The sequence below is a fragment of the Pseudomonas sp. LBUM1671 genome (assembly GCF_059695685.1).
Genome location: NZ_CP166782.1, coordinates 99,805 through 120,881, shown reverse-complemented (window position 1 = coordinate 120,881; position 21,077 = coordinate 99,805). Strand labels below are relative to the sequence as shown.

General features: G+C 56.6%; 15 protein-coding genes, 2 tRNA genes, 2 rRNA genes and 1 pseudogene. 11 read left to right on the top strand and 9 right to left on the bottom strand.

The genetic code is table 11. The features are described from left to right. Window positions 1-97: 97 nt before the first annotated feature. From ACA060_RS00590 to ACA060_RS00565, 6 genes are all read right to left on the bottom strand, one after another. Window positions 98-2,989 (bottom strand): 23S ribosomal RNA (locus tag ACA060_RS00590). Window positions 2,990-3,239: 250 nt separating this feature from the next. Beyond that, window positions 3,240-3,315, bottom strand: a tRNA-Ala gene (locus tag ACA060_RS00585). Between the two features lie 27 nt (window positions 3,316-3,342). Beyond that, a tRNA-Ile gene (locus tag ACA060_RS00580) sits at window positions 3,343-3,419 on the bottom strand. An 83-nt stretch (window positions 3,420-3,502) separates the two neighbouring features. Continuing rightward, window positions 3,503-5,041 (bottom strand): 16S ribosomal RNA (locus tag ACA060_RS00575). Together the 16S and 23S rRNA genes with 2 tRNA genes alongside form the textbook arrangement of a ribosomal RNA operon. Window positions 5,042-5,683: 642 nt before the next feature. Then, window positions 5,684-6,904 (bottom strand): CaiB/BaiF CoA transferase family protein, encoded by a 1,221-nt coding sequence (locus ACA060_RS00570; protein ID WP_497314807.1) that lies wholly within the window; start codon window positions 6,902-6,904, stop codon window positions 5,684-5,686. A gap of 12 nt (window positions 6,905-6,916) precedes the next feature. Beyond that, entirely contained in the window at window positions 6,917-8,098 is a 1,182-nt protein-coding gene (locus ACA060_RS00565) for an acyl-CoA dehydrogenase (RefSeq protein WP_010465741.1), read from the bottom strand. 157 nt (window positions 8,099-8,255) lie between these two features. On the opposite strand from ACA060_RS00565, the gene ACA060_RS00560 reads away from it, so the two are divergent. From ACA060_RS00560 to ACA060_RS00510, 11 genes and pseudogenes are all read left to right on the top strand, one after another. Then, complete coding sequence (locus ACA060_RS00560; RefSeq protein ID WP_497314805.1) at window positions 8,256-9,155, top strand: LysR family transcriptional regulator; 900 nt, start codon at window positions 8,256-8,258, stop codon at window positions 9,153-9,155. 435 nt (window positions 9,156-9,590) lie between these two features. Further along, window positions 9,591-10,712, top strand: a complete 1,122-nt coding sequence (locus ACA060_RS00555) for a Re/Si-specific NAD(P)(+) transhydrogenase subunit alpha (RefSeq protein ID WP_046044834.1) — start codon at window positions 9,591-9,593, stop codon at window positions 10,710-10,712. 15 nt (window positions 10,713-10,727) lie between these two features. Next, window positions 10,728-11,051: an NAD(P) transhydrogenase subunit alpha part 2 gene (locus ACA060_RS00550; protein WP_003187010.1), complete on the top strand. Its 324-nt coding sequence runs from the start codon at window positions 10,728-10,730 to the stop codon at window positions 11,049-11,051. Further along, complete coding sequence (locus tag ACA060_RS00545; protein WP_109627155.1) at window positions 11,051-12,487, top strand: NAD(P)(+) transhydrogenase (Re/Si-specific) subunit beta; 1,437 nt, start codon at window positions 11,051-11,053, stop codon at window positions 12,485-12,487. The genes ACA060_RS00550 and ACA060_RS00545 overlap by 1 nt, the downstream gene beginning before the upstream one ends. A 180-nt stretch (window positions 12,488-12,667) precedes the next feature. Then, complete coding sequence (gene scpC / locus ACA060_RS00540) at window positions 12,668-14,161, top strand: succinyl-CoA:acetate CoA-transferase ScpC (protein WP_497314802.1); 1,494 nt, start codon at window positions 12,668-12,670, stop codon at window positions 14,159-14,161. Window positions 14,162-14,480: 319 nt separating this feature from the next. Further along, a complete protein-coding gene (locus ACA060_RS00535) occupies window positions 14,481-14,696 on the top strand; it encodes a DUF1127 domain-containing protein (protein ID WP_007902752.1) in 216 nt (71 codons plus the stop codon). Between the two features lie 349 nt (window positions 14,697-15,045). Further along, window positions 15,046-15,165, top strand: a pseudogene (locus tag ACA060_RS00530) (DUF1127 domain-containing protein); the annotation flags it as partial. Between the two features lie 145 nt (window positions 15,166-15,310). After that, window positions 15,311-15,628, top strand: a complete 318-nt coding sequence (locus ACA060_RS00525) for a DUF2388 domain-containing protein (RefSeq protein WP_010465729.1) — start codon at window positions 15,311-15,313, stop codon at window positions 15,626-15,628. A 106-nt stretch (window positions 15,629-15,734) separates the two neighbouring features. Beyond that, window positions 15,735-16,052: a DUF2388 domain-containing protein gene (locus ACA060_RS00520; protein WP_109627150.1), complete on the top strand. Its 318-nt coding sequence runs from the start codon at window positions 15,735-15,737 to the stop codon at window positions 16,050-16,052. Between the two features lie 28 nt (window positions 16,053-16,080). Further along, window positions 16,081-16,401 carry a DUF2388 domain-containing protein gene (locus ACA060_RS00515; RefSeq protein ID WP_094469762.1) on the top strand — a complete coding sequence of 107 codons (321 nt, stop codon included), beginning with the start codon at window positions 16,081-16,083 and terminating at the stop codon, window positions 16,399-16,401. Continuing rightward, on the top strand, window positions 16,398-18,359 hold the full coding sequence (locus ACA060_RS00510; RefSeq protein WP_109627148.1) for a DUF7844 domain-containing protein: 1,962 nt from the start codon (window positions 16,398-16,400) through the stop codon (window positions 18,357-18,359). Before ACA060_RS00515 ends, ACA060_RS00510 begins: the two co-directional genes overlap by 4 nt. A gap of 54 nt (window positions 18,360-18,413) precedes the next feature. On the opposite strand, the gene ACA060_RS00505 is transcribed toward ACA060_RS00510, so the two are convergent. The 3 genes from ACA060_RS00505 to trpB all read right to left on the bottom strand — a co-directional run bounded on the left by ACA060_RS00505 (window position 18,414) and on the right by trpB (window position 21,023). Then, window positions 18,414-18,869, bottom strand: a complete 456-nt coding sequence (locus tag ACA060_RS00505; RefSeq protein WP_497314800.1) for an anti-virulence regulator CigR family protein — start codon at window positions 18,867-18,869, stop codon at window positions 18,414-18,416. Window positions 18,870-18,990: 121 nt separating this feature from the next. Further along, entirely contained in the window at window positions 18,991-19,803 is an 813-nt protein-coding gene (trpA, locus tag ACA060_RS00500) for a tryptophan synthase subunit alpha (protein WP_497314798.1), read from the bottom strand. Next, window positions 19,803-21,023 carry a tryptophan synthase subunit beta gene (gene trpB / locus ACA060_RS00495; protein WP_497314796.1) on the bottom strand — a complete coding sequence of 407 codons (1,221 nt, stop codon included), beginning with the start codon at window positions 21,021-21,023 and terminating at the stop codon, window positions 19,803-19,805. Before trpB ends, trpA begins: the two co-directional genes overlap by 1 nt. Between the last annotated feature and the right edge of the window lie 54 nt (window positions 21,024-21,077).

The window sequence follows — 21,077 nt, the reverse complement described above, 5'->3', positions numbered from 1 at the left end:
GAGTATCTCGAACTTTCGGTTCGTTTCGTCTTCACACACCGCAATCTGGTGCTCTTTCGCCTTTGGGCTCGAAGCAAGCAAATTGCTTGGGTGTTATATGGTCAAGCCTCACGGGCAATTAGTATTGGTTAGCTCAACGCCTCACAGCGCTTACACACCCAACCTATCAACGTCGTAGTCTTCGACGGCCCTTCAGGGGACTCAAGGTCCCAGTGAGATCTCATCTTGAGGCTAGTTTCCCGCTTAGATGCTTTCAGCGGTTATCTATTCCGAACATAGCTACCCGGCAATGCCACTGGCGTGACAACCGGAACACCAGAGGTTCGTCCACTCCGGTCCTCTCGTACTAGGAGCAGCCCCTCTCAAATCTCAAACGTCCACGGCAGATAGGGACCGAACTGTCTCACGACGTTCTAAACCCAGCTCGCGTACCACTTTAAATGGCGAACAGCCATACCCTTGGGACCGGCTTCAGCCCCAGGATGTGATGAGCCGACATCGAGGTGCCAAACACCGCCGTCGATATGAACTCTTGGGCGGTATCAGCCTGTTATCCCCGGAGTACCTTTTATCCGTTGAGCGATGGCCCTTCCATACAGAACCACCGGATCACTAAGACCTACTTTCGTACCTGCTCGACGTGTCTGTCTCGCAGTCAAGCGCGCTTTTGCCTTTATACTCTACGACCGATTTCCGACCGGTCTGAGCGCACCTTCGTACTCCTCCGTTACTCTTTAGGAGGAGACCGCCCCAGTCAAACTACCCACCATACACTGTCCTCGATCCGGATAACGGACCTGAGTTAGAACCTCAAAGTTGCCAGGGTGGTATTTCAAGGTTGGCTCCACGCGAACTGGCGTCCACGCTTCAAAGCCTCCCACCTATCCTACACAAGCAAATTCAAAGTCCAGTGCAAAGCTATAGTAAAGGTTCACGGGGTCTTTCCGTCTAGCCGCGGATACACTGCATCTTCACAGCGATTTCAATTTCACTGAGTCTCGGGTGGAGACAGCGCCGCCATCGTTACGCCATTCGTGCAGGTCGGAACTTACCCGACAAGGAATTTCGCTACCTTAGGACCGTTATAGTTACGGCCGCCGTTTACCGGGGCTTCGATCAAGAGCTTCGCGTTAGCTAACCCCATCAATTAACCTTCCGGCACCGGGCAGGCGTCACACCCTATACGTCCACTTTCGTGTTTGCAGAGTGCTGTGTTTTTAATAAACAGTCGCAGCGGCCTGGTATCTTCGACCGGCATGGGCTTACGCAGTAAATGCTTCACCCTCACCGGCGCACCTTCTCCCGAAGTTACGGTGCCATTTTGCCTAGTTCCTTCACCCGAGTTCTCTCAAGCGCCTTGGTATTCTCTACCCAACCACCTGTGTCGGTTTGGGGTACGGTTCCTGGTTACCTGAAGCTTAGAAGCTTTTCTTGGAAGCATGGCATCAACCACTTCGTGTTCTAAAAGAACACTCGTCATCAGCTCTCGGCCTTAGAATCCCGGATTTACCTAAGATTCCAGCCTACCACCTTAAACTTGGACAACCAACGCCAAGCTGGCCTAGCCTTCTCCGTCCCTCCATCGCAATAACCAGAAGTACAGGAATATTAACCTGTTTTCCATCGACTACGCTTTTCAGCCTCGCCTTAGGGACCGACTAACCCTGCGTCGATTAACGTTGCGCAGGAAACCTTGGTCTTTCGGCGTGGGTGTTTTTCACACCCATTGTCGTTACTCATGTCAGCATTCGCACTTCTGATACCTCCAGCAAGCTTCTCAACTCACCTTCACAGGCTTACAGAACGCTCCTCTACCGCATCACCTAAGTGATACCCGTAGCTTCGGTGTATGGTTTGAGCCCCGTTACATCTTCCGCGCAGGCCGACTCGACTAGTGAGCTATTACGCTTTCTTTAAAGGGTGGCTGCTTCTAAGCCAACCTCCTAGCTGTCTAAGCCTTCCCACATCGTTTCCCACTTAACCATAACTTTGGGACCTTAGCTGACGGTCTGGGTTGTTTCCCTTTTCACGACGGACGTTAGCACCCGCCGTGTGTCTCCCATGCTCGGCACTTGTAGGTATTCGGAGTTTGCATCGGTTTGGTAAGTCGGGATGACCCCCTAGCCGAAACAGTGCTCTACCCCCTACAGTGATACATGAGGCGCTACCTAAATAGCTTTCGAGGAGAACCAGCTATCTCCGAGCTTGATTAGCCTTTCACTCCGATCCACAGGTCATCCGCTAACTTTTCAACGGTAGTCGGTTCGGTCCTCCAGTTAGTGTTACCCAACCTTCAACCTGCCCATGGATAGATCGCCCGGTTTCGGGTCTATTCCCAGCGACTAGACGCCCTATTAAGACTCGCTTTCGCTACGCCTCCCCTATTCGGTTAAGCTCGCCACTGAAAATAAGTCGCTGACCCATTATACAAAAGGTACGCAGTCACCCAACAAAGTGGGCTCCCACTGCTTGTACGCATACGGTTTCAGGATCTATTTCACTCCCCTCTCCGGGGTTCTTTTCGCCTTTCCCTCACGGTACTAGTTCACTATCGGTCAGTCAGTAGTATTTAGCCTTGGAGGATGGTCCCCCCATATTCAGACAAAGTTTCTCGTGCTCCGTCCTACTCGATTTCATGACTAAGAGATTTTCGCGTACAGGGCTATCACCCACTATGGCCGCACTTTCCAGAGCGTTCCGCTAATCTCAAAGCCACTTAAGGGCTAGTCCCCGTTCGCTCGCCACTACTAAGGGAATCTCGGTTGATTTCTTTTCCTCAGGGTACTTAGATGTTTCAGTTCCCCTGGTTCGCCTCTTAAGCCTATGTATTCAGCTTAAGATAACCATCTTATGATGGCTGGGTTCCCCCATTCAGACATCTCCGGATCAAAGTCTGTTTGCCGACTCCCCGAAGCTTTTCGCAGGCTACCACGTCTTTCATCGCCTCTGACTGCCAAGGCATCCACCGTATGCGCTTCTTCACTTGACCATATAACCCCAAGCAATCTGGTTATACTGTGAAGACGACATTCGCCGAAAATTCGATAATACTCAATTAAGAGCAACTCACAAATTTTACCTTAGCCTGATCCGTTACCAGTGAAAGTAACGTTCAGTCTATCTTTCTATCACATACCCAAATTTTTAAAGAACGATCTAATCCAAAGACTAGAAATCAACATTCACCATCATCACAATGGAATGCTCATTTCTAAGCTTTCAACAAACAGAAGCAGTAGTGGTGGAGCCAAACGGGATCGAACCGTTGACCTCCTGCGTGCAAGGCAGGCGCTCTCCCAGCTGAGCTATGGCCCCGTATTTCTACAGGTTCCCACACAAAATTGGTGGGTCTGGGCAGATTCGAACTGCCGACCTCACCCTTATCAGGGGTGCGCTCTAACCAACTGAGCTACAGACCCAATTTCGGGCTGCTTCTTTATCGTCTTCTTCAATGAATCAAGCAATTCGTGTGGGAACTTATGGAGCAGCTGATGTCGTCGATTAAGGAGGTGATCCAGCCGCAGGTTCCCCTACGGCTACCTTGTTACGACTTCACCCCAGTCATGAATCACACCGTGGTAACCGTCCTCCCGAAGGTTAGACTAGCTACTTCTGGTGCAACCCACTCCCATGGTGTGACGGGCGGTGTGTACAAGGCCCGGGAACGTATTCACCGCGACATTCTGATTCGCGATTACTAGCGATTCCGACTTCACGCAGTCGAGTTGCAGACTGCGATCCGGACTACGATCGGTTTTCTGGGATTAGCTCCACCTCGCGGCTTGGCAACCCTCTGTACCGACCATTGTAGCACGTGTGTAGCCCAGGCCGTAAGGGCCATGATGACTTGACGTCATCCCCACCTTCCTCCGGTTTGTCACCGGCAGTCTCCTTAGAGTGCCCACCATTACGTGCTGGTAACTAAGGACAAGGGTTGCGCTCGTTACGGGACTTAACCCAACATCTCACGACACGAGCTGACGACAGCCATGCAGCACCTGTCTCAATGTTCCCGAAGGCACCAATCCATCTCTGGAAAGTTCATTGGATGTCAAGGCCTGGTAAGGTTCTTCGCGTTGCTTCGAATTAAACCACATGCTCCACCGCTTGTGCGGGCCCCCGTCAATTCATTTGAGTTTTAACCTTGCGGCCGTACTCCCCAGGCGGTCAACTTAATGCGTTAGCTGCGCCACTAAGAGCTCAAGGCTCCCAACGGCTAGTTGACATCGTTTACGGCGTGGACTACCAGGGTATCTAATCCTGTTTGCTCCCCACGCTTTCGCACCTCAGTGTCAGTATCAGTCCAGGTGGTCGCCTTCGCCACTGGTGTTCCTTCCTATATCTACGCATTTCACCGCTACACAGGAAATTCCACCACCCTCTACCATACTCTAGCTTGTCAGTTTTGAATGCAGTTCCCAGGTTGAGCCCGGGGATTTCACATCCAACTTAACAAACCACCTACGCGCGCTTTACGCCCAGTAATTCCGATTAACGCTTGCACCCTCTGTATTACCGCGGCTGCTGGCACAGAGTTAGCCGGTGCTTATTCTGTCGGTAACGTCAAAACACTTACGTATTAGGTAAATGCCCTTCCTCCCAACTTAAAGTGCTTTACAATCCGAAGACCTTCTTCACACACGCGGCATGGCTGGATCAGGCTTTCGCCCATTGTCCAATATTCCCCACTGCTGCCTCCCGTAGGAGTCTGGACCGTGTCTCAGTTCCAGTGTGACTGATCATCCTCTCAGACCAGTTACGGATCGTCGCCTTGGTGAGCCATTACCTCACCAACTAGCTAATCCGACCTAGGCTCATCTGATAGCGCAAGGCCCGAAGGTCCCCTGCTTTCTCCCGTAGGACGTATGCGGTATTAGCGTCCGTTTCCGAGCGTTATCCCCCACTACCAGGCAGATTCCTAGGCATTACTCACCCGTCCGCCGCTCGCCACCAGGTACAAGTACCCGTGCTGCCGCTCGACTTGCATGTGTTAGGCCTGCCGCCAGCGTTCAATCTGAGCCATGATCAAACTCTTCAGTTCAAACATCTTTGGGTTTTTAAGAAACCCTAAACTTGGCTCAGCAATCGTTGGTTACATCTTTGATTTCTCGCGGAGTAACTTGTGATGCTGATAATCTTGTTGACTATCAGTCTGACTCCACAAGCACCCACACGAATTGCTTGATTCAGTTGTTAAAGAGCGGTTGGTTAAGATCTTTCGTCTCAACCGAGGCGCGCATTCTACAGCAGCCTCTGTTGCTGTCAAGCGGTTATTTTCAGAAGTTTCAAAGTTTCCTTTGCAACTTCAACCACTTGCGCTTCCGATCTCTCGTTAGCGGGAGGCGAATTCTACAGCGTTACTCGCTGCTGTCAACACCTCTTTTTCTCCGCTTTCGACCGAGAAGATCGAACCGTCAATCAAGCCACACAAACCCGCTTGATCAACTCCTTCTGGGCTTCGATGACCTGAAGCAACCCGCTGTCGAAAACTGCGTAACTCTTTGTTTACCAAGGAGTTTTCCGTTTCGACTGCGCCGGAAGTGGGGCGAATTATAGACTTCCAGAATCTGCCGTCAACCCCTGATTTGGCTTTTCTATCAATAACTTGGAGAAAGCCGGGAAACAGGCTGATTTTCCTTCTATATAGAAGAGCAAAACCACTCCCTCTATATAGAAGAGATCTTCAGAGCACCCCAGCCACCTTGAAAGCGGCGACCGCATCAGCGTCCAGACCCAACACCCGCTGCAGAACCTCCAGCGTGTGCTCGCCTAACAAGGGTGGCGCATTGCGATATTCCACCGGCGTCTCCGACAGACGAATAGGGCTTGCGACCTGGGGCACCATCCCTGCCAGCACATGGGGCAGCTCAATCGCCAACCCACGCGCCTTGACCTGAGGATCAGCAAACATCTGCGCCAAGTCGTTGATAGGACCGCACGGTACACCCGCCTGCTCCAGCTGCAGCACCCATTCAGCCGTGGTCTTGAAAACCGTCGCCTGACGAATCAGCGGAATCAACACCGCGCGATTCGCCACCCGCAACTTGTTGGTCGCGAAGCGTGGATCATCCGCCCACTGTGGCTGCCCAGCCACTTCCGCAAACTTGCGGAACTGCCCGTCGTTACCCACGGTGAGAATGAAGTCACCGTCCGCCGTAGGAAAATCCTGGTAAGGCACGATGTTCGGATGAGCATTACCCAGACGCTTGGGCGCATTGCCCGTCGTCAGATAATTCATCGCCTGGTTGGCCAGGCACGCGACCTGGACATCCAGCAACGCCATGTCGATATGCTGACCGCCACCGTCATGATTCCGATGAGCCAACGCAGCAAGGATCGCCACCGTCGAATAGAGCCCGGTCAGGATGTCGGTCAGCGCCACACCGACTTTCACCGGACCTGCACCCTCATCTCCCTCAGGTCGACCTGTCAGGCTCATCAGCCCACCCAAGCCCTGGATCATGAAGTCATAACCCGCACGCTTGGCGTAAGGCCCAGTCTGACCAAACCCGGTAATCGAGCAATAAATCAGATTCGGATTGATGGCCTTAAGCGAGTCATAGTCCAACCCATAAGCCGCCAAGCCACCAACCTTGAAGTTCTCGATCAGGATGTCCGACTTGGCCGCCAGATCACGCACCAGCTTTTGACCCTCTGGACGCGTGAAGTCGATGGTCACCGATTGCTTGTTGCGATTGGCCGACAAGTAATAGGCGGCCTCGCTGGTGTTCTCGCCATAGGTGTCTTTCAGGAAGGGAGGTCCCCAGGCGCGTGTATCGTCGCCATTGCCCGGACGCTCGACCTTGATCACTTCGGCGCCAAGGTCCGCAAGGATCTGCCCGGCCCAAGGTCCGGCCAGCACCCGCGATAAATCCAGTACCCGTAGATGCGAAAGCGCGCCCATGACGTTCTCCTATTAATAGAACGCCTGGATGCCGGTCTGCGCGCGACCGAGGATCAGTGCGTGGACGTCATGCGTACCTTCATAGGTATTCACCACTTCCAGGTTGACTAGGTGGCGGGCAACACCGAACTCATCGGAAATGCCGTTACCGCCCAACATGTCGCGCGCCATGCGCGCGATGTCCAGGGACTTGCCGCAGGAGTTGCGCTTCATCATCGAGGTGATCTCGACTGCCGCAGTGCCTTCATCTTTCATGCGACCCAGACGCAGGCAGCCTTGCAGAGCCAAGGTGATTTCGGTCTGCATGTCAGCCAGTTTCTTCTGAATCAGTTGAGTGGCAGCCAATGGGCGACCGAACTGCTGACGATCCAGGGTGTATTGGCGAGCGGTGTGCCAGCAGAATTCTGCTGCACCCAGTGCGCCCCAGGAAATGCCGTAGCGTGCGGAGTTGAGGCAAGTAAAAGGGCCTTTCAAACCACGGACGTCAGGGAAGATGTTCTCTTCAGGGACAAACACGTTGTCCATGACGATCTCACCGGTAATGGATGCACGCAGGCCCACCTTGCCGTGAATCGCCGGAGCGCTCAGGCCTTTCCAGCCTTTCTCCAGAACGAAGCCACGGATGTCACCCGCATCATCCTTGCCCCAGACCACGAACACATCAGCGATCGGGCTGTTGGTGATCCACATCTTGCTGCCGGTCAGGCTGTAACCGCCTTCCACTTTGCGTGCACGAGTAATCATCGCGCCCGGGTCGGAACCGTGATTAGGCTCGGTCAGACCGAAGCAGCCGATCCACTCGCCCGAGGCCAGTTTCGGCAGGTACTTCTGCTTCTGGGCCTCAGTACCGAATTCATTGATCGGCACCATGACCAGCGAGGACTGCACACTCATCATCGAACGGTAGCCGGAGTCGACACGCTCGACTTCACGAGCGATCAAACCATAGCTGACGTAGTTCAGGCCGCTGCCACCGTACTGCTCAGGAATAGTCGCGCCCAGCAGGCCCACTTCGCCCATCTCGCGGAAGATCGCCGGATCGGTCTTTTCATGGCGGAAAGCTTCAAGAACACGCGGCGCCAGCTTCTGCTGAGCGAATTGCTCGGCAGTGTCGCGGATCATGCGTTCTTCTTCGGTGAGCTGTTGATCCAGCAGCAGGGGATCGATCCAGTTGAAGCTAGCTTTACCGCCCATGAGTGTGTCCTCTCGAATCGGGTCAAATAACGTGGACTGATCCTAGGCCCGGTTCGGCATTACGGCAAACGAGGATTTTGCATACTGTTGTGCTAATTTCTCACTCCGTAACGTCGCGAGATAGCCTTTATGCGATGTATTAGTGAGGTTGGAGTACATGCGTCGGAAAATCCCTAGCACCACCGCCCTGATCAGCTTTGAAGCGGCAGCGCGACACGAGAGCTTTACCAAAGCGGCGCAGGAGCTTTCGCTCACCCAAGGCGCCATTTGCCGACAGATCGCCAGCCTGGAGGAGTTCCTCAGCGTCGAACTCTTCCGACGCTCGCGACGCGGAGTGAAGCTGACAGAAGCCGGGCTTTCCTACAGCCGCCGCGTCGCCACCCAACTCGATGCGGTTGAACGGGACACCTTGTCAGTGATGGGTCAACAAGGCGCCAACGTGATCGAACTGGCCGTGGTCCCGACCTTCGGTACTCAGTGGTTGCTGCCACGGCTCAAGGACTTCCAGCACAAACACCCGGAAGTGACGGTCAACCTCACCAACCGCACACGCCCCTTCCTGTTTGCCGACACCGACTTCGATGCCGCGATCTATTTCGGCGATGCGGATTGGTCGGGTACCGAATCCCACAGGCTGATGGGCGAAAATCCGATGCCGGTGTGCAGCCCCACGCTACTGGGCAAAAAAACCGATCTGACGCCCGATGAAATCGCTGAATTGCCCTTGCTGCAACAGACCACGCGCCCTTATGCCTGGCGCCAGTGGTTCAACTCCCAGCACCTAAATGTCCCGCGTGACATGACAGGCCCGCGCTACGAGCTATTCTCCATGCTTGCCCAAGCGGCGATGCACGACATGGGGATCGCGCTGATTCCGCCATTCCTGATTCAACGCGAACTGACGGAGAAACGCTTGGTAATAGCCAACGCTCAAGCGCTGTCGAGCATCAAGGCTTATTACCTGATGATTCCGGAGCGAAAGGTCGAATCGGCCTCTTTACGGGCATTTCGCGATTGGCTAGTCACCCAGGCACAAAGCTACAGCCTAGAAGGATAAAGGCTTTCACGAATTAACTGACCCCGTAGTCAGCAAACAAAAAGCCCTACAGATATACGTATTTGTCGCATATTCGCAGACTGTACCGACAAGCAGTACAAACGTCCCACAAGTGCCTGTCTACATGGCTTTGAGCCTCTATTCACCAGCAATGACGCCTCATTCACCGTGCGGATGTGTAAATTCTTGAAATTCGGCCAGAATCCTTGAAAGGCACGGCCTGCAAGGGGTTGAGTCAGCTGGTTGCGACATTCGGTCACGGGGTGACTTGTAGTTAATTTTCCGTCACCCGTCATAATCCCTTGAAGGGCACAAAGTTCGCCTGCAAAATGCCGCGCCCCGCCCTGATTTGGCGGGATCGTGCTGATCGGCCGCCCCAGCCGCACCATCCGAAGTGCCTGGGTTTACTCAATAAGATCACGCAGGAGATTTGACGTGCACATTGGTGTTCCTCTCGAAACCCAGACGGGTGAAACACGGGTTGCTGCAACCCCGGAAACCATCAAGAAGCTGATCGGCCAGGGTCATAAGGTCACTGTGCAAAGCGGCGCCGGCATTAACGCCAGCGTTGTCGACAGTGCCTATGAAGCGGCAGGCGCAATCATTGGCAGCGCCAACGATGCGTTTGGTGCCGAGCTGATTCTCAAGGTGGTCGCCCCCAGCGACAGCGAGCTGACGCTGATTAAAAGCGGCACCGTTGTGGTCGGAATGCTCAACCCGTTCAGCAATGAAACCATTGCCAAGCTGGCTGAGTGCGGCATTACCGCGTTTGCGCTGGAAGCTGCGCCGCGTACTTCCCGCGCTCAAAGCCTGGATGTGCTGTCTTCGCAAGCGAACATCGCCGGCTATAAAGCCGTGTTGCTGGCCGCTCACCACTACCCTCGCTTCATGCCAATGCTGATGACGGCTGCGGGCACCGTGAAAGCGGCACGTGTGCTGATTCTCGGCGCCGGCGTTGCGGGGTTGCAGGCGATCGCCACGGCGAAACGCCTGGGTGCAGTGATCGAAGCATCTGACGTGCGTCCTGCGGTGAAGGAGCAGATCGAATCCCTCGGCGCCAAGTTCGTCGACGTGCCGTACGAAACCGATGAAGAGCGTGAATGCGCTGTCGGTGTCGGCGGTTACGCCCGGCCAATGCCTGCCAGCTGGATGCAACGTCAGGCCCTGGCCGTGCACGAACGCGCCAAGCAGGCTGACATCGTCATCACCACCGCACTGATCCCGGGCCGCAAGGCGCCGACACTGTTGAGCGCGGAAACCGTGGCGCAGATGAAGCCAGGCTCGGTGGTCATCGACCTCGCGGCGGCTCAGGGCGGCAACTGCCCGCTGACCGTGGCCGATCAGGTTGTGGTCGAGAATGGAGTTACCATTTGCGGTCCGACCAACCTGGCCGGCGCGGTCGCGGCAGATGCTTCGGCCCTGTACGCACGCAACCTGCTGGACTTCCTGAAGCTGGTCTTCAACAAAGAAGGCCAGTTCGAGATCAACCTCGAAGACGACATCGTCGCCGCGTGCCTGATGTGCCGCGACGGCCAAGTCATCCGCAAAAACGCCTAAGCAGGGATTCAGACGATGGAAGAGCTTATCTCCCCCGGTATCTACAACCTGATCATCTTCGTGCTGGCGATTTATGTCGGTTATCACGTGGTCTGGAACGTTACGCCTGCACTGCACACGCCTTTGATGGCGGTGACCAACGCGATCTCGGCGATCGTCATCGTCGGCGCCATGCTCGCCGCGGCTTTGACCGTGACGCCACTGGGCAAGACCATGGGCACCCTCGCGGTAGCCCTGGCGGCCGTGAACGTGTTTGGTGGGTTCCTGGTGACCCGCAGGATGCTTGAGATGTTCAAGAAAAAAGCCCCGAAAGCCGTAAAAGAAGAGGCGCCTAAGTAATGAGCATGAATCTTGTCACGACGCTCTACTTGATCGCGTCGATCTGCTTCATCCAGGCCCTCAAAGGCCTGTCGCACCCGACAACCTCTCGACGCGGCAACGTGTACGGCATGCTCGGCATGGCGTTGGCGATCCTCACCACCGTGGGCCTCATCTATAAGCTGGGCGCTGAGCTGGCCACCGCCGGCATCGGTTACGTTATCGTCGGTCTGCTGGTCGGCGGCACTGCTGGCTCCATCATGGCCAAGCGCGTTGAAATGACCAAGATGCCGGAACTGGTCGCCTTCATGCACAGCATGATCGGTATGGCCGCGGTGTTCATTGCGATCGCGGCCGTTGTTGAACCGCAATCGCTGGGTATCGTTAAACAGCTGGGCGATGCGATTCCTGCCGGTAACCGTCTTGAGCTGTTCCTCGGCGCTGCCATCGGTGCAATCACCTTCTCCGGTTCGGTGATCGCGTTCGGCAAGCTGTCGGGCAAGTACAAGTTCCGCCTGTTCCAGGGTGCACCGGTACAGTTCAGTGGCCAACACAAGCTGAACCTGGTGCTGGGTCTGGCGACACTGGCGCTGGGCATCACCTTCATGCTGACCGGCAATCTCAGCGCCTTCGCACTGATGCTGGCCCTGGCCTTCGTGCTGGGCGTGCTGATCATCATCCCGATTGGCGGCGCCGACATGCCGGTAGTTGTGTCGATGCTCAACAGCTACTCCGGCTGGGCAGCGGCCGGTATCGGCTTCTCGCTGAACAACTCGATGCTGATCATCGCCGGTTCGCTGGTGGGTTCGTCCGGTGCGATCCTCTCGTACATCATGTGCAAGGCGATGAACCGCTCCTTCTTTAATGTGCTGCTCGGTGGTTTCGGCAACACGGCGGACGCGGCAGGCCCGGCGGGTTCGAAAGAAGCTCGCCCGGTGAAATCCGGTTCAGCTGATGACGCGACCTTCCTGCTGACCAACGCCGACACCGTGATCATCGTTCCAGGCTACGGCCTGGCGGTCGCACGGGCGCAACACGCGCTGAAAGAGCTGACCGAGAAACTGACCCATCGCGGCGTGACCGTGAAGTACGCGATCCACCCGGTTGCCGGTCGTATGCCTGGCCACATGAACGTGCTGCTGGCCGAGGCCGAAGTGCCTTACGATCAGGTGTTCGAGATGGAAGACATCAACTCCGAGTTCGGCCAGGCCGACGTGGTGCTGGTGCTCGGCGCCAACGACGTGGTCAACCCGGCCGCGAAGAACGACCCGAAATCGCCGATTGCCGGCATGCCGATTCTCGAAGCGTTCAAAGCCAAGACCATCATCGTCAACAAGCGCTCGATGGCCAGCGGCTATGCAGGCCTGGACAACGAACTGTTCTACCTCGACAAAACCATGATGGTCTTCGGCGACGCCAAGAAAGTCATCGAAGACATGGTCAAAGCTGTCGAGTAAAACCTGCTCCAACGCAATACCCAAAACCTCAGCCTTTAGTAGGCTGGGGTTTTTTTATTCCCCGTGAAACCCGACCAAAGGCTCTAAATCAAGCCTCTGCATTCGACCATGGTAGCGGGACGGATTTTTTTCAAATCACTAGACTGCATACCTTGCTTCCGTTGCCCGAGATAACCATCCATGTACCGTGATCGTATTCGCTTGCCTTCGTTGTTGGATAAGGTGATGAGCGCCGCTGACGCTGCCGCTCTGATTCAGGACGGCATGACCGTCGGCATGAGTGGTTTCACTCGCGCCGGCGAAGCCAAAGCCGTGCCCCACGCGTTGGCCGAGCGCGCCAAAATCACCCCGCTGAAAATCACCTTGATGACCGGTGCCAGTCTGGGCAACGACCTTGATAAACAGCTCACCGAAGCCGGCGTATTGTCACGACGCATGCCATTCCAGGTCGACAGCACCCTGCGCAAGGCGATTAACGCTGGCGAAGTGATGTTCATTGACCAGCATCTCTCGGAAACCGTGGAGCAACTGCGCAACCAGCAGCTCAAACTGCCGGACATCGCCGTGATCGAGGCCGTGGCGATCACCGAGCAGGGCCATATCGTGCCGACCACTTCGGTAGGCAACTCGGCCAGCTTTGCGATTTTCGCCAAACACGTGATCGTCGAGATCAACCTGGCGCACAACCCGAACCTCGAGGGTTTGCACGACATCTATATCCCGACTTACCGTCCGACCCGTACGCCTATTCCGCTGGTCAAGGTCGATGACCGCATTGGCAGCACCGCCATTCCGATTCCGCCGGAAAAGATCGTCGCGATCGTGATCACCAATCAGCCCGACTCGCCCTCCACGGTATTGCCGCCGGATGTCGACACTCAGGCCATTGCCGATCACCTGATCGACTTCTTCAAGGAAGAGGTGGCCGCAGGGCGCATGACCAACAAGCTCGGCCCCTTGCAGGCCGGTATCGGCACCATCGCCAACTCGGTGATGTGCGGCTTGATCGATTCGCCGTTCGAAGACTTGACCATGTACTCCGAAGTGCTTCAGGACTCGACCTTCGACCTGATCGACGCCGGCAAGCTGAGTTTTGCCTCGGGCAGTTCGATCACCCTGTCGAGCCGGCGCAATGCCGACGTTTTCGGCAATCTGGAGCGCTATAAGGACAAACTGGTTCTGCGGCCGCAGGAGATCTCGAACCATCCGGAAGTGGTGCGTCGCCTGGGCATCATTGGCATCAACACCGCGCTGGAATTCGACCTGTACGGCAACGTCAACTCCACCCATGTCTGCGGCACACGGATGATGAACGGCATCGGCGGTTCCGGGGACTTTGCGCGCAACGCGCACCTGGCAATCTTCGTGACCAAATCGATTGCCAAGGGTGGCGCGATCTCCAGCGTGGTGCCGATGGTCAGCCACGTCGACCATACCGAACATGACGTCGACATCCTTGTGACGGAGATCGGTCTGGCCGACCTGCGCGGCCTGGCGCCACGGGAGCGGGCTCGGGTCATCATCGACAACTGTGTGCACCCGGATTACCGCCAGGCACTGGATGACTACTTTACGGCTGCTTGTGCATTGGGCGGACACACCCCGCATATCCTGCGTGACGCACTGAGCTGGCACATGAACCTGGAAGAAACCGGGCGAATGCTGGCGGTCTGATTCAGAGAAAAAACAGCTGACGCAAACACAGTTGCGTCAGCTGGCGCTTACCGCTTTAGATTCTATTTAAAACTGTACTGCTGTACTGGTCATTTCCTACCGTATTTGCCTACACAATCAAGTCAAAACGTCAAAATTGCACCAACATAGTGCCGACAGGTACAGTTGCCTCAATTTCGACCAGTACACCCCCTATTAACAGTTAACTGGTCCCTCACAATACAAGTGAACTGTATCTACAGAGACTAGCCAAACGAGAGGATCATTGGCATCAGTTAAACCACTACCTAATCCCGCCACAAGCGGAAGGATGTCAACCATGGAACGTACACTCAGTTCCGAACTGTTCTTCGAAGATACCGCTGCAAAAACCCAGGCTTCCATGCCTCTTCGCGTTATTGCCAACCTGATGCTGTGGCAGCGCCGCATCTCCAGCCGCCATCAACTGGCTCGTCTGGATTCGCGTCTGCTGGCTGATGCCGGTATTAGCGAAGCACAACGCTACGAAGAGCTGAGCAAGCCGTTCTGGCGCTAAGTTAGCGTCGCTGGCTCTGACCCACCGGGTCCACCGCCAGCACTCCAAATTGAAAAAACAAAGCCCGTCGTGGGAAACCACGACGGGCTTTGTCGTTTTCAGCCTTGATCGGCGGCTGAACAAAAGGAATAGCCAACAACAAGTACAGTTTAGATATTTATCATATTGAACCAGTACAATTTCACGGCAGTGTATCTGTAGCTCCAGACTCGCAACGCTCAACATGAAGTCCTGACTCTCCGGCAAAAGGACTTCGCGCCATGGATAACTTACTGAATGTTTCTGCCCCGCCCTTCTAAAGAAGCCTCTACTCCACAGACTTAAACGATTGCTGAAGTCGCTTGCCGCCGCCCTTGAGAGAGCTCGCACCCGGCGTTTGCTGGGCCAGTTCAATGATCGGCAACTCTCGGACCTGGGCATCAGCCACGCCGATCGGCTCAATGAATTGGATAAGCCGTTCTGGCGCTAGGGTCCTGCTTTAAAAAGAAGGGACTATTCGAACCGATAAAAGCAGGCCTAATATCAAGGCAGAACGTGGCGAGTGCTGTACGACAGGCGTCTGATCCAACAGCTACCTCAACACCTCTCAATCGGTTATCCAAAGGAGTTACACCATGTCCCGTCTTCGTCTGCTCAGCGCTGCAGCCCTGCTTGCCGTGGCTGCCAATTCCCACGCGACCAGCTTTATCGTGACCACGGATGCCGTCGTCGGCGCGCTGAAGTCCAGTTCCGATGCAACCTCCGACGTCACTTCTTCCTTTCGCGATGACAAGATTGTGCGCGCTGCCCGTGATGATGCCGCCAGCTTCGTCGCCAGCGAAGGCGCCATTCGTGGTGTGAAACTGGAAAGCGCACTCGACCACATCCGTCACCAGGCGCCTCAGCTGAACGCTACCGATGCACAGCTGGCCCAAGCCATCCTGACAATCTAAGCAACACAGTTACGTGGGACACGCTTGTCGTGTCCCAATGTTTCGGCGCTGGCTCTAGCCTGGGCATTGCGCTAGCCTTTGGACTCGCTTTCAGCAATCGAGTCCCATGCGTTTTCTTTCAAAGCGGTTTTCTACTTCGGTATTTCTCGCGGCCTGTTGGTCGGCCTCGGCCTGTGCCTACGACGCGTTCAACCTGTCGACCCAAGGCATCGTCGTCACGGGTTACGCCACCAGCATGGTGACCGCCGCCCCCTTCGACCGTAAGCTACTGATCGCGGCACACGATGACGCTGCGGCGTTCATTGCCAGCGACGGCCAACTACGCGGAGCACAACTGGAATCCGCGCTGGATTACCTGCGCCGCAGCCAGCCAAAACTTCATGCAAGCGACCTTGAACTGGCGCAGGCAATTCTCGTCCAATAGTTATCCTTTGTCCTTGCGGAGTCGTTCCATGCGTAGCCCTCTGATTGCTGTTGCCCTTGGCCTGCTTTTATTGGCCGATGTGACCCAGGCGCACACCCTGGTCGCCACCAGTAACATCATCATCAATGCCACCCAGCGCACCCTTGATTTCACGTCCGATACCACCACGTCGATCCGGGATTCGAAGATCATCCGTGAAGCCCACGACGATGCGGCCAGCTTCGTTGCCAGCGATGGCGACATACGCGGCGCGCACCTTGAAGCGGCCATCAACACCTTGCGCACCCGTGTGCCGGAAGCACGAGACGCCAGTGATCAGGTGCTCGCCGAAGCCATCCTCGCACTGTGAGGTCGACAAGCGCCTGGCTGCTAGCCGGGCTGATGTTGCTACTCTGCAACACGGCCCAGGCTGGTCTGCAATTACGGCTCAAGACCGAAGGTCTGAGTCCTGAACAACAGCAAGCCAGTCAGGCGTTGCTCGATGAAGCCATGCAGGCCTTGCCGCCACGCTTCATCGAACAACTGGACCGGCGCATTGACGTCGGCTGGACCGACGACATGCCGAGCAATGCCTATGGCCAGGCGTCGCTGGTGTCCGAGCTCGATCTGAACCGCAACTTGCTCGTCAACCTCACGAACGGCAGTGCCGCCACCAAGAAAACCTATCGCCCCCACGGCACCGTCCGCCGCGAGATGCTCGCCACGGTGTTGCATGAACTCACCCACATTTACGACCGCTCGCGCCTATGGCCAGATGCGGAGCGCACGCTGATCCAGCGCTGCACCCGGCGCAACAGCAGTTCAGGCCTGATTGGCATCCCGGATGAATGCCGTGGTCAATCCGACCGCCGCTTTACCTTGAGCGATGACCCGCGCCTGCTCGACCTGGCCGGCTGGCCGCAATACGTTGGTCGCCGCGGCGAGCGCGAACAGCACAACCGGCAAATCGCCCGCAGCCCGGACATCTACGAAACGAGCAGCCCCAAAGAGTTTGTCGCGGTCAACATGGAGTATTTCCTCCTCGACCCGAGCTACGCCTGCCGTCGCCCCGCGCTATATCGCTACTACCAAGAACATTTCGGCTGGGCTCCCGCCGCCAAAGACGCTTGCGGCAAATCCTTCGCGTTCCTCAATGCCGGCAACGACTTCGCTAAACAACCGCTGGGCCAGGTCGATCCGGAACGGGTGTACGCCGTCGACTATCTGCTGGCCGAAGCCAACCAGAACTGGGTCAGCCGCTGGGGCCACAGCATGTTGCGTCTGGTGATCTGCGCGCCGGGCCGGCCACGGGGACCGGACTGCCGCCTCGATCTCGACCAGCATCTGGTGTTGTCCTACCGCGCCTTCGTCGGCGACGTACAGCTCTCGAGCTGGGATGGACTGGTGGGTAAATACCCGTCGCGACTGTTTGTACTGCCGCTAGCCCAAGTGATCGACGAATACACCAAGACTGAACTGCGCAGCCTGGCCTCGGTCCCGCTGAACCTGTCGCGCAAAGAAATTGAAGACGTCGTGGAACACGCCGCCGAGATGCATTGGAGTTACGACGGCAACTATTATTTCCTCTCCAACAATTGCGCGGTGGAAGGCCTGAAATTACTGCGCAGCGGCAGCAACAACGCGAAACTGGTCGGGCTCGACAGCATCATGCCAAACGGTTTGCTGGAAGTGATGAAGGGCCGCGGACTGGCGAATACCAGCGTGCTGGATGACCCTCGCGAAGCGCTGCGCCTGGGCTATCGCTTCGACTCCTTCCGTGACCGCTATCAGGCGATGTTCGAAGTGCTGAAGAAGCACTTGCCGATCAAGCAGGAAAAAGTCGAAGACTGGCTGGCACTGAAAGCAGAAGAGCGCCGGCAATGGTTTGAGCAGGCTGACCTACGCACCAGCGCAGCGTTGCTGTTGCTGGAGCAGGCAAGCTTCCGTCAACAGTTGGTGTTGGCCCAGGATGAAGTGAAACAGCGTTATCTGGGCGCTCGGGAACTGAAGAACGGCGGCATGGACAAGGCGAACGCGACCTTGCAGCAGATTCTCGCCAATAGCGGCTTCCTGAGTCGTCCGGCGGAGCTGCTCGGCACCGGCGGATATGGATTGCCCCAACCGAATGAATGGCAGCGCCTGGAATCGGAAAGCAACCTGCGGCAGAAGCAGCTTCAAGTGCTGACCGGCGATCTGGACAAGGAAGTCAGAGCGCTGCTCGAACCGGGCCGTGCAGCCGAGATGGCCGCCAACGAAGCCAACCTGAAACAGGTGGGCGAGCATTTGCGCAAATTGCATAAAGCCGCGGGCGGACTGGAGTTGCCATAAAAAAGAAGGCTTCGTGGATCACCCACGAAGCCTTCTTTTTGCCCGCACGTTAAATCAAAGCACGCCTTCCAGAATCTCATAGACGATCCCGGTGCCCACGGCGATCAGCACAATGTCGCCCCCGGCACGGCGCCATTCGTATCCCGGGTAATACGGCAGCCGTCCCAAGGCACGATTGTCCAGGCGCTCACCGTAATAACCGTGAGGCAACGGCCGGCCACGCACCAGATGAATGCCAGGCGGTGGCGGTGCGCCGCGTACGAAATAGCCGTGGTTATCGTGGATAGTCTGACGCACCGGACCGAAGTCCCGTGGCGGTGGGCCGCCGCGACGATTGTCCTGTGGGCCTCGGTGGTCATCTCCATGATTGTCACCACGGTTATCATAATGGCCCTGCTGCGGGCCGCCGTGGTCGTGATCGTCGCGCTGATCGGCGCTCGCGTGCAGCAGCGGGGTGGCACTGAGCATCAGCACGCCCAGGCTGGCAATCAGACGTTTCGGCATTTTCATCAGGTCTTTCCTCACTGCACATACAGCAAAAAGGGCTTCAGAACGTAGTCCTGAAGCCCTCGGTCTTGCTGTTTAGTCTGTGCCGTGAGGCTCTAATTCCTCTGTATCAGGAACTTTACCTTCAGCTGACGCGGGCCTTACGCACGCCGTCAGCCAGTGCCGAGCAAAGGCTCAGCACGTCATCAACCGCCTGTTCCGCCGTGGTGGCATTGGCGATGTGATCGATCAATGCCGAACCCACGACCACACCATCGGCCAGACGCGCGATGGACGCCGCTTGCTCCGGTGTACGAATGCCGAAACCGATGCTGATCGGCAGATCGGTGTGGCGACGCAAACGGGCAACGGCCTCTTCAACATGCTCCAGGGTCGCCGCGCCAGCGCCGGTCACACCGGCAACAGAGACGTAGTAGACGAAACCGGAGCTGCCATTCAGAACAGTCGGCAGGCGCACATCATCGGTGGTCGGCGTGGTCAGACGGATAAAGTCCAGGCCCGCAGCCTGAGCCGGGTCGCACAGCTCACCGTTATGTTCCGGCGGCAGGTCGACCACGATCAAACCATCAACCCCGGCCTCTTTAGCGTCGGTGATGAAACGTGGCACGCCGTACATGTGGATCGGGTTGAAATACCCCATCAGCACCAGCGGCGTCTCGGCATTGCCTTCACGGAACTCGCGAACCATTTGCAGGGTTTTCGCCAGGTTCTGCTTGGCGCCCAAGGCGCGGATGTTCGCCAGCTGGATGGCCGGGCCGTCCGCCATCGGATCGGTGAAGGGCATGCCCAGCTCGATCACATCGGCGCCAGCACCGGGCAAGCCTTTGAGGATAGCCAGGGAAGTGTCATAGCTCGGGTCGCCAGCGGTGACGAAGGTCACCAGGGCGGCGCGATTCTGTTCCTTGAGTTGGGCAAAACGGGTTTGCAGGCGGCTCATCAGTGTTTCTCCTGCTGGGACTGTTCCATATGGTGCATCACGGTCTGCATGTCTTTGTCGCCGCGGCCGGACAGGTTGACCACCATCAGGTGATCTTTCGGCAGGGTCGGTGCGCGTTTGAACACTTCGGCCAGGGCATGGGCGCTTTCCAGTGCCGGAATAATCCCTTCCAGACGGCAGCATTTGTGGAATGCATCGAGGGCTTCGTCGTCGGTCACCGAGGTGTACTGGACACGGCCGATGTCATGCAACCAGGCGTGTTCAGGGCCGATGCCTGGATAATCGAGGCCGGCGGAAATCGAGTGAGCGTCGATGATCTGGCCATCGTCGTCCTGCAGCAAGAAAGTACGGTTACCGTGCAGCACGCCCGGAACGCCTCCATTCAGGCTGGCAGCATGCTTGCCGGTTTCGATGCCGTAACCGGCCGCTTCCACACCAATGATCTCGACGCTTTTGTCATCGAGGAACGGGTGGAACAGTCCCATGGCGTTGGAACCGCCACCGATGCATGCCACCAGGCTGTCCGGCAGACGACCTTCCTGGGCTTGCAGTTGATCACGGGTTTCCTTGCCGATCACGGACTGGAAGTCGCGGACCATGGCGGGATAAGGGTGCGGGCCGGCCACGGTGCCAATCAGATAGAAGGTGCTGTCGACATTGGTCACCCAGTCACGCAGCGCTTCGTTCATCGCGTCTTTCAAGGTGCCGGTGCCGGCGACAACCGGGATCACTTCGGCGCCCAGCAATTTCATGCGGAATACGTTGGCTTGCTGACGTTCGATGTCAGTGGTGCCCATATAGATCACGCAGTCCAGGCCGAAACGTGCAGCCACGGTCGCCGTCGCCACACCGTGCATGCCGGCGCCGGTTTCAGCGATGATGCGTTTCTTGCCCATGCGCCGCGCCAGCAGAATCTGGCCGATGCAGTTGTTGATCTTGTGCGCGCCGGTGTGGTTCAGCTCTTCGCGCTTCAGGTAAATCTTTGCGCCACCGCAGAATTCGGTCAGGCGTTCGGCGTAATACAGCGGGCTTGGACGTCCGACGTAGTCGCGCTGGAAGTAGGCCAATTCTTCTTTGAACGCCGGATCTTCCTTGGCCAATTCGTATTCACGGGCCAGGTCGAGGATCAACGGCATCAGGGTTTCGGCGACGTAACGGCCGCCGAACGAGCCAAACAGGCCGTTGGCGTCGGGGCCGTTGCGCAGATTAGTCTGGGTCATGGGTCGCTCCAGTGGGATTCGTGAGATGACAATGACGGTCACTCTACCCCTGAC

Bases quoted from the DNA above. Each gene is read 5' to 3' on its own strand.
- ACA060_RS00570 (WP_497314807.1), bottom strand. From the start codon at position 6,904: ATGGGCGCGCTTTCGCATCTACGGGTACTGGATTTATCGCGGGTGCTG.
- ACA060_RS00565 (WP_010465741.1), bottom strand. From the start codon at position 8,098: ATGGGCGGTAAAGCTAGCTTCAACTGGATCGATCCCCTGCTGCTGGAT.
- ACA060_RS00560 (WP_497314805.1), top strand. From the start codon at position 8,256: ATGCGTCGGAAAATCCCTAGCACCACCGCCCTGATCAGCTTTGAAGCG.
- ACA060_RS00550 (WP_003187010.1), top strand. From the start codon at position 10,728: ATGGAAGAGCTTATCTCCCCCGGTATCTACAACCTGATCATCTTCGTG.
- ACA060_RS00545 (WP_109627155.1), top strand. From the start codon at position 11,051: ATGAGCATGAATCTTGTCACGACGCTCTACTTGATCGCGTCGATCTGC.
- scpC (WP_497314802.1), top strand. From the start codon at position 12,668: ATGTACCGTGATCGTATTCGCTTGCCTTCGTTGTTGGATAAGGTGATG.
- ACA060_RS00535 (WP_007902752.1), top strand. From the start codon at position 14,481: ATGGAACGTACACTCAGTTCCGAACTGTTCTTCGAAGATACCGCTGCA.
- ACA060_RS00525 (WP_010465729.1), top strand. From the start codon at position 15,311: ATGTCCCGTCTTCGTCTGCTCAGCGCTGCAGCCCTGCTTGCCGTGGCT.
- ACA060_RS00520 (WP_109627150.1), top strand. From the start codon at position 15,735: ATGCGTTTTCTTTCAAAGCGGTTTTCTACTTCGGTATTTCTCGCGGCC.
- ACA060_RS00515 (WP_094469762.1), top strand. From the start codon at position 16,081: ATGCGTAGCCCTCTGATTGCTGTTGCCCTTGGCCTGCTTTTATTGGCC.
- ACA060_RS00505 (WP_497314800.1), bottom strand. From the start codon at position 18,869: ATGAAAATGCCGAAACGTCTGATTGCCAGCCTGGGCGTGCTGATGCTC.
- trpA (WP_497314798.1), bottom strand. From the start codon at position 19,803: ATGAGCCGCCTGCAAACCCGTTTTGCCCAACTCAAGGAACAGAATCGC.
- trpB (WP_497314796.1), bottom strand. From the start codon at position 21,023: ATGACCCAGACTAATCTGCGCAACGGCCCCGACGCCAACGGCCTGTTT.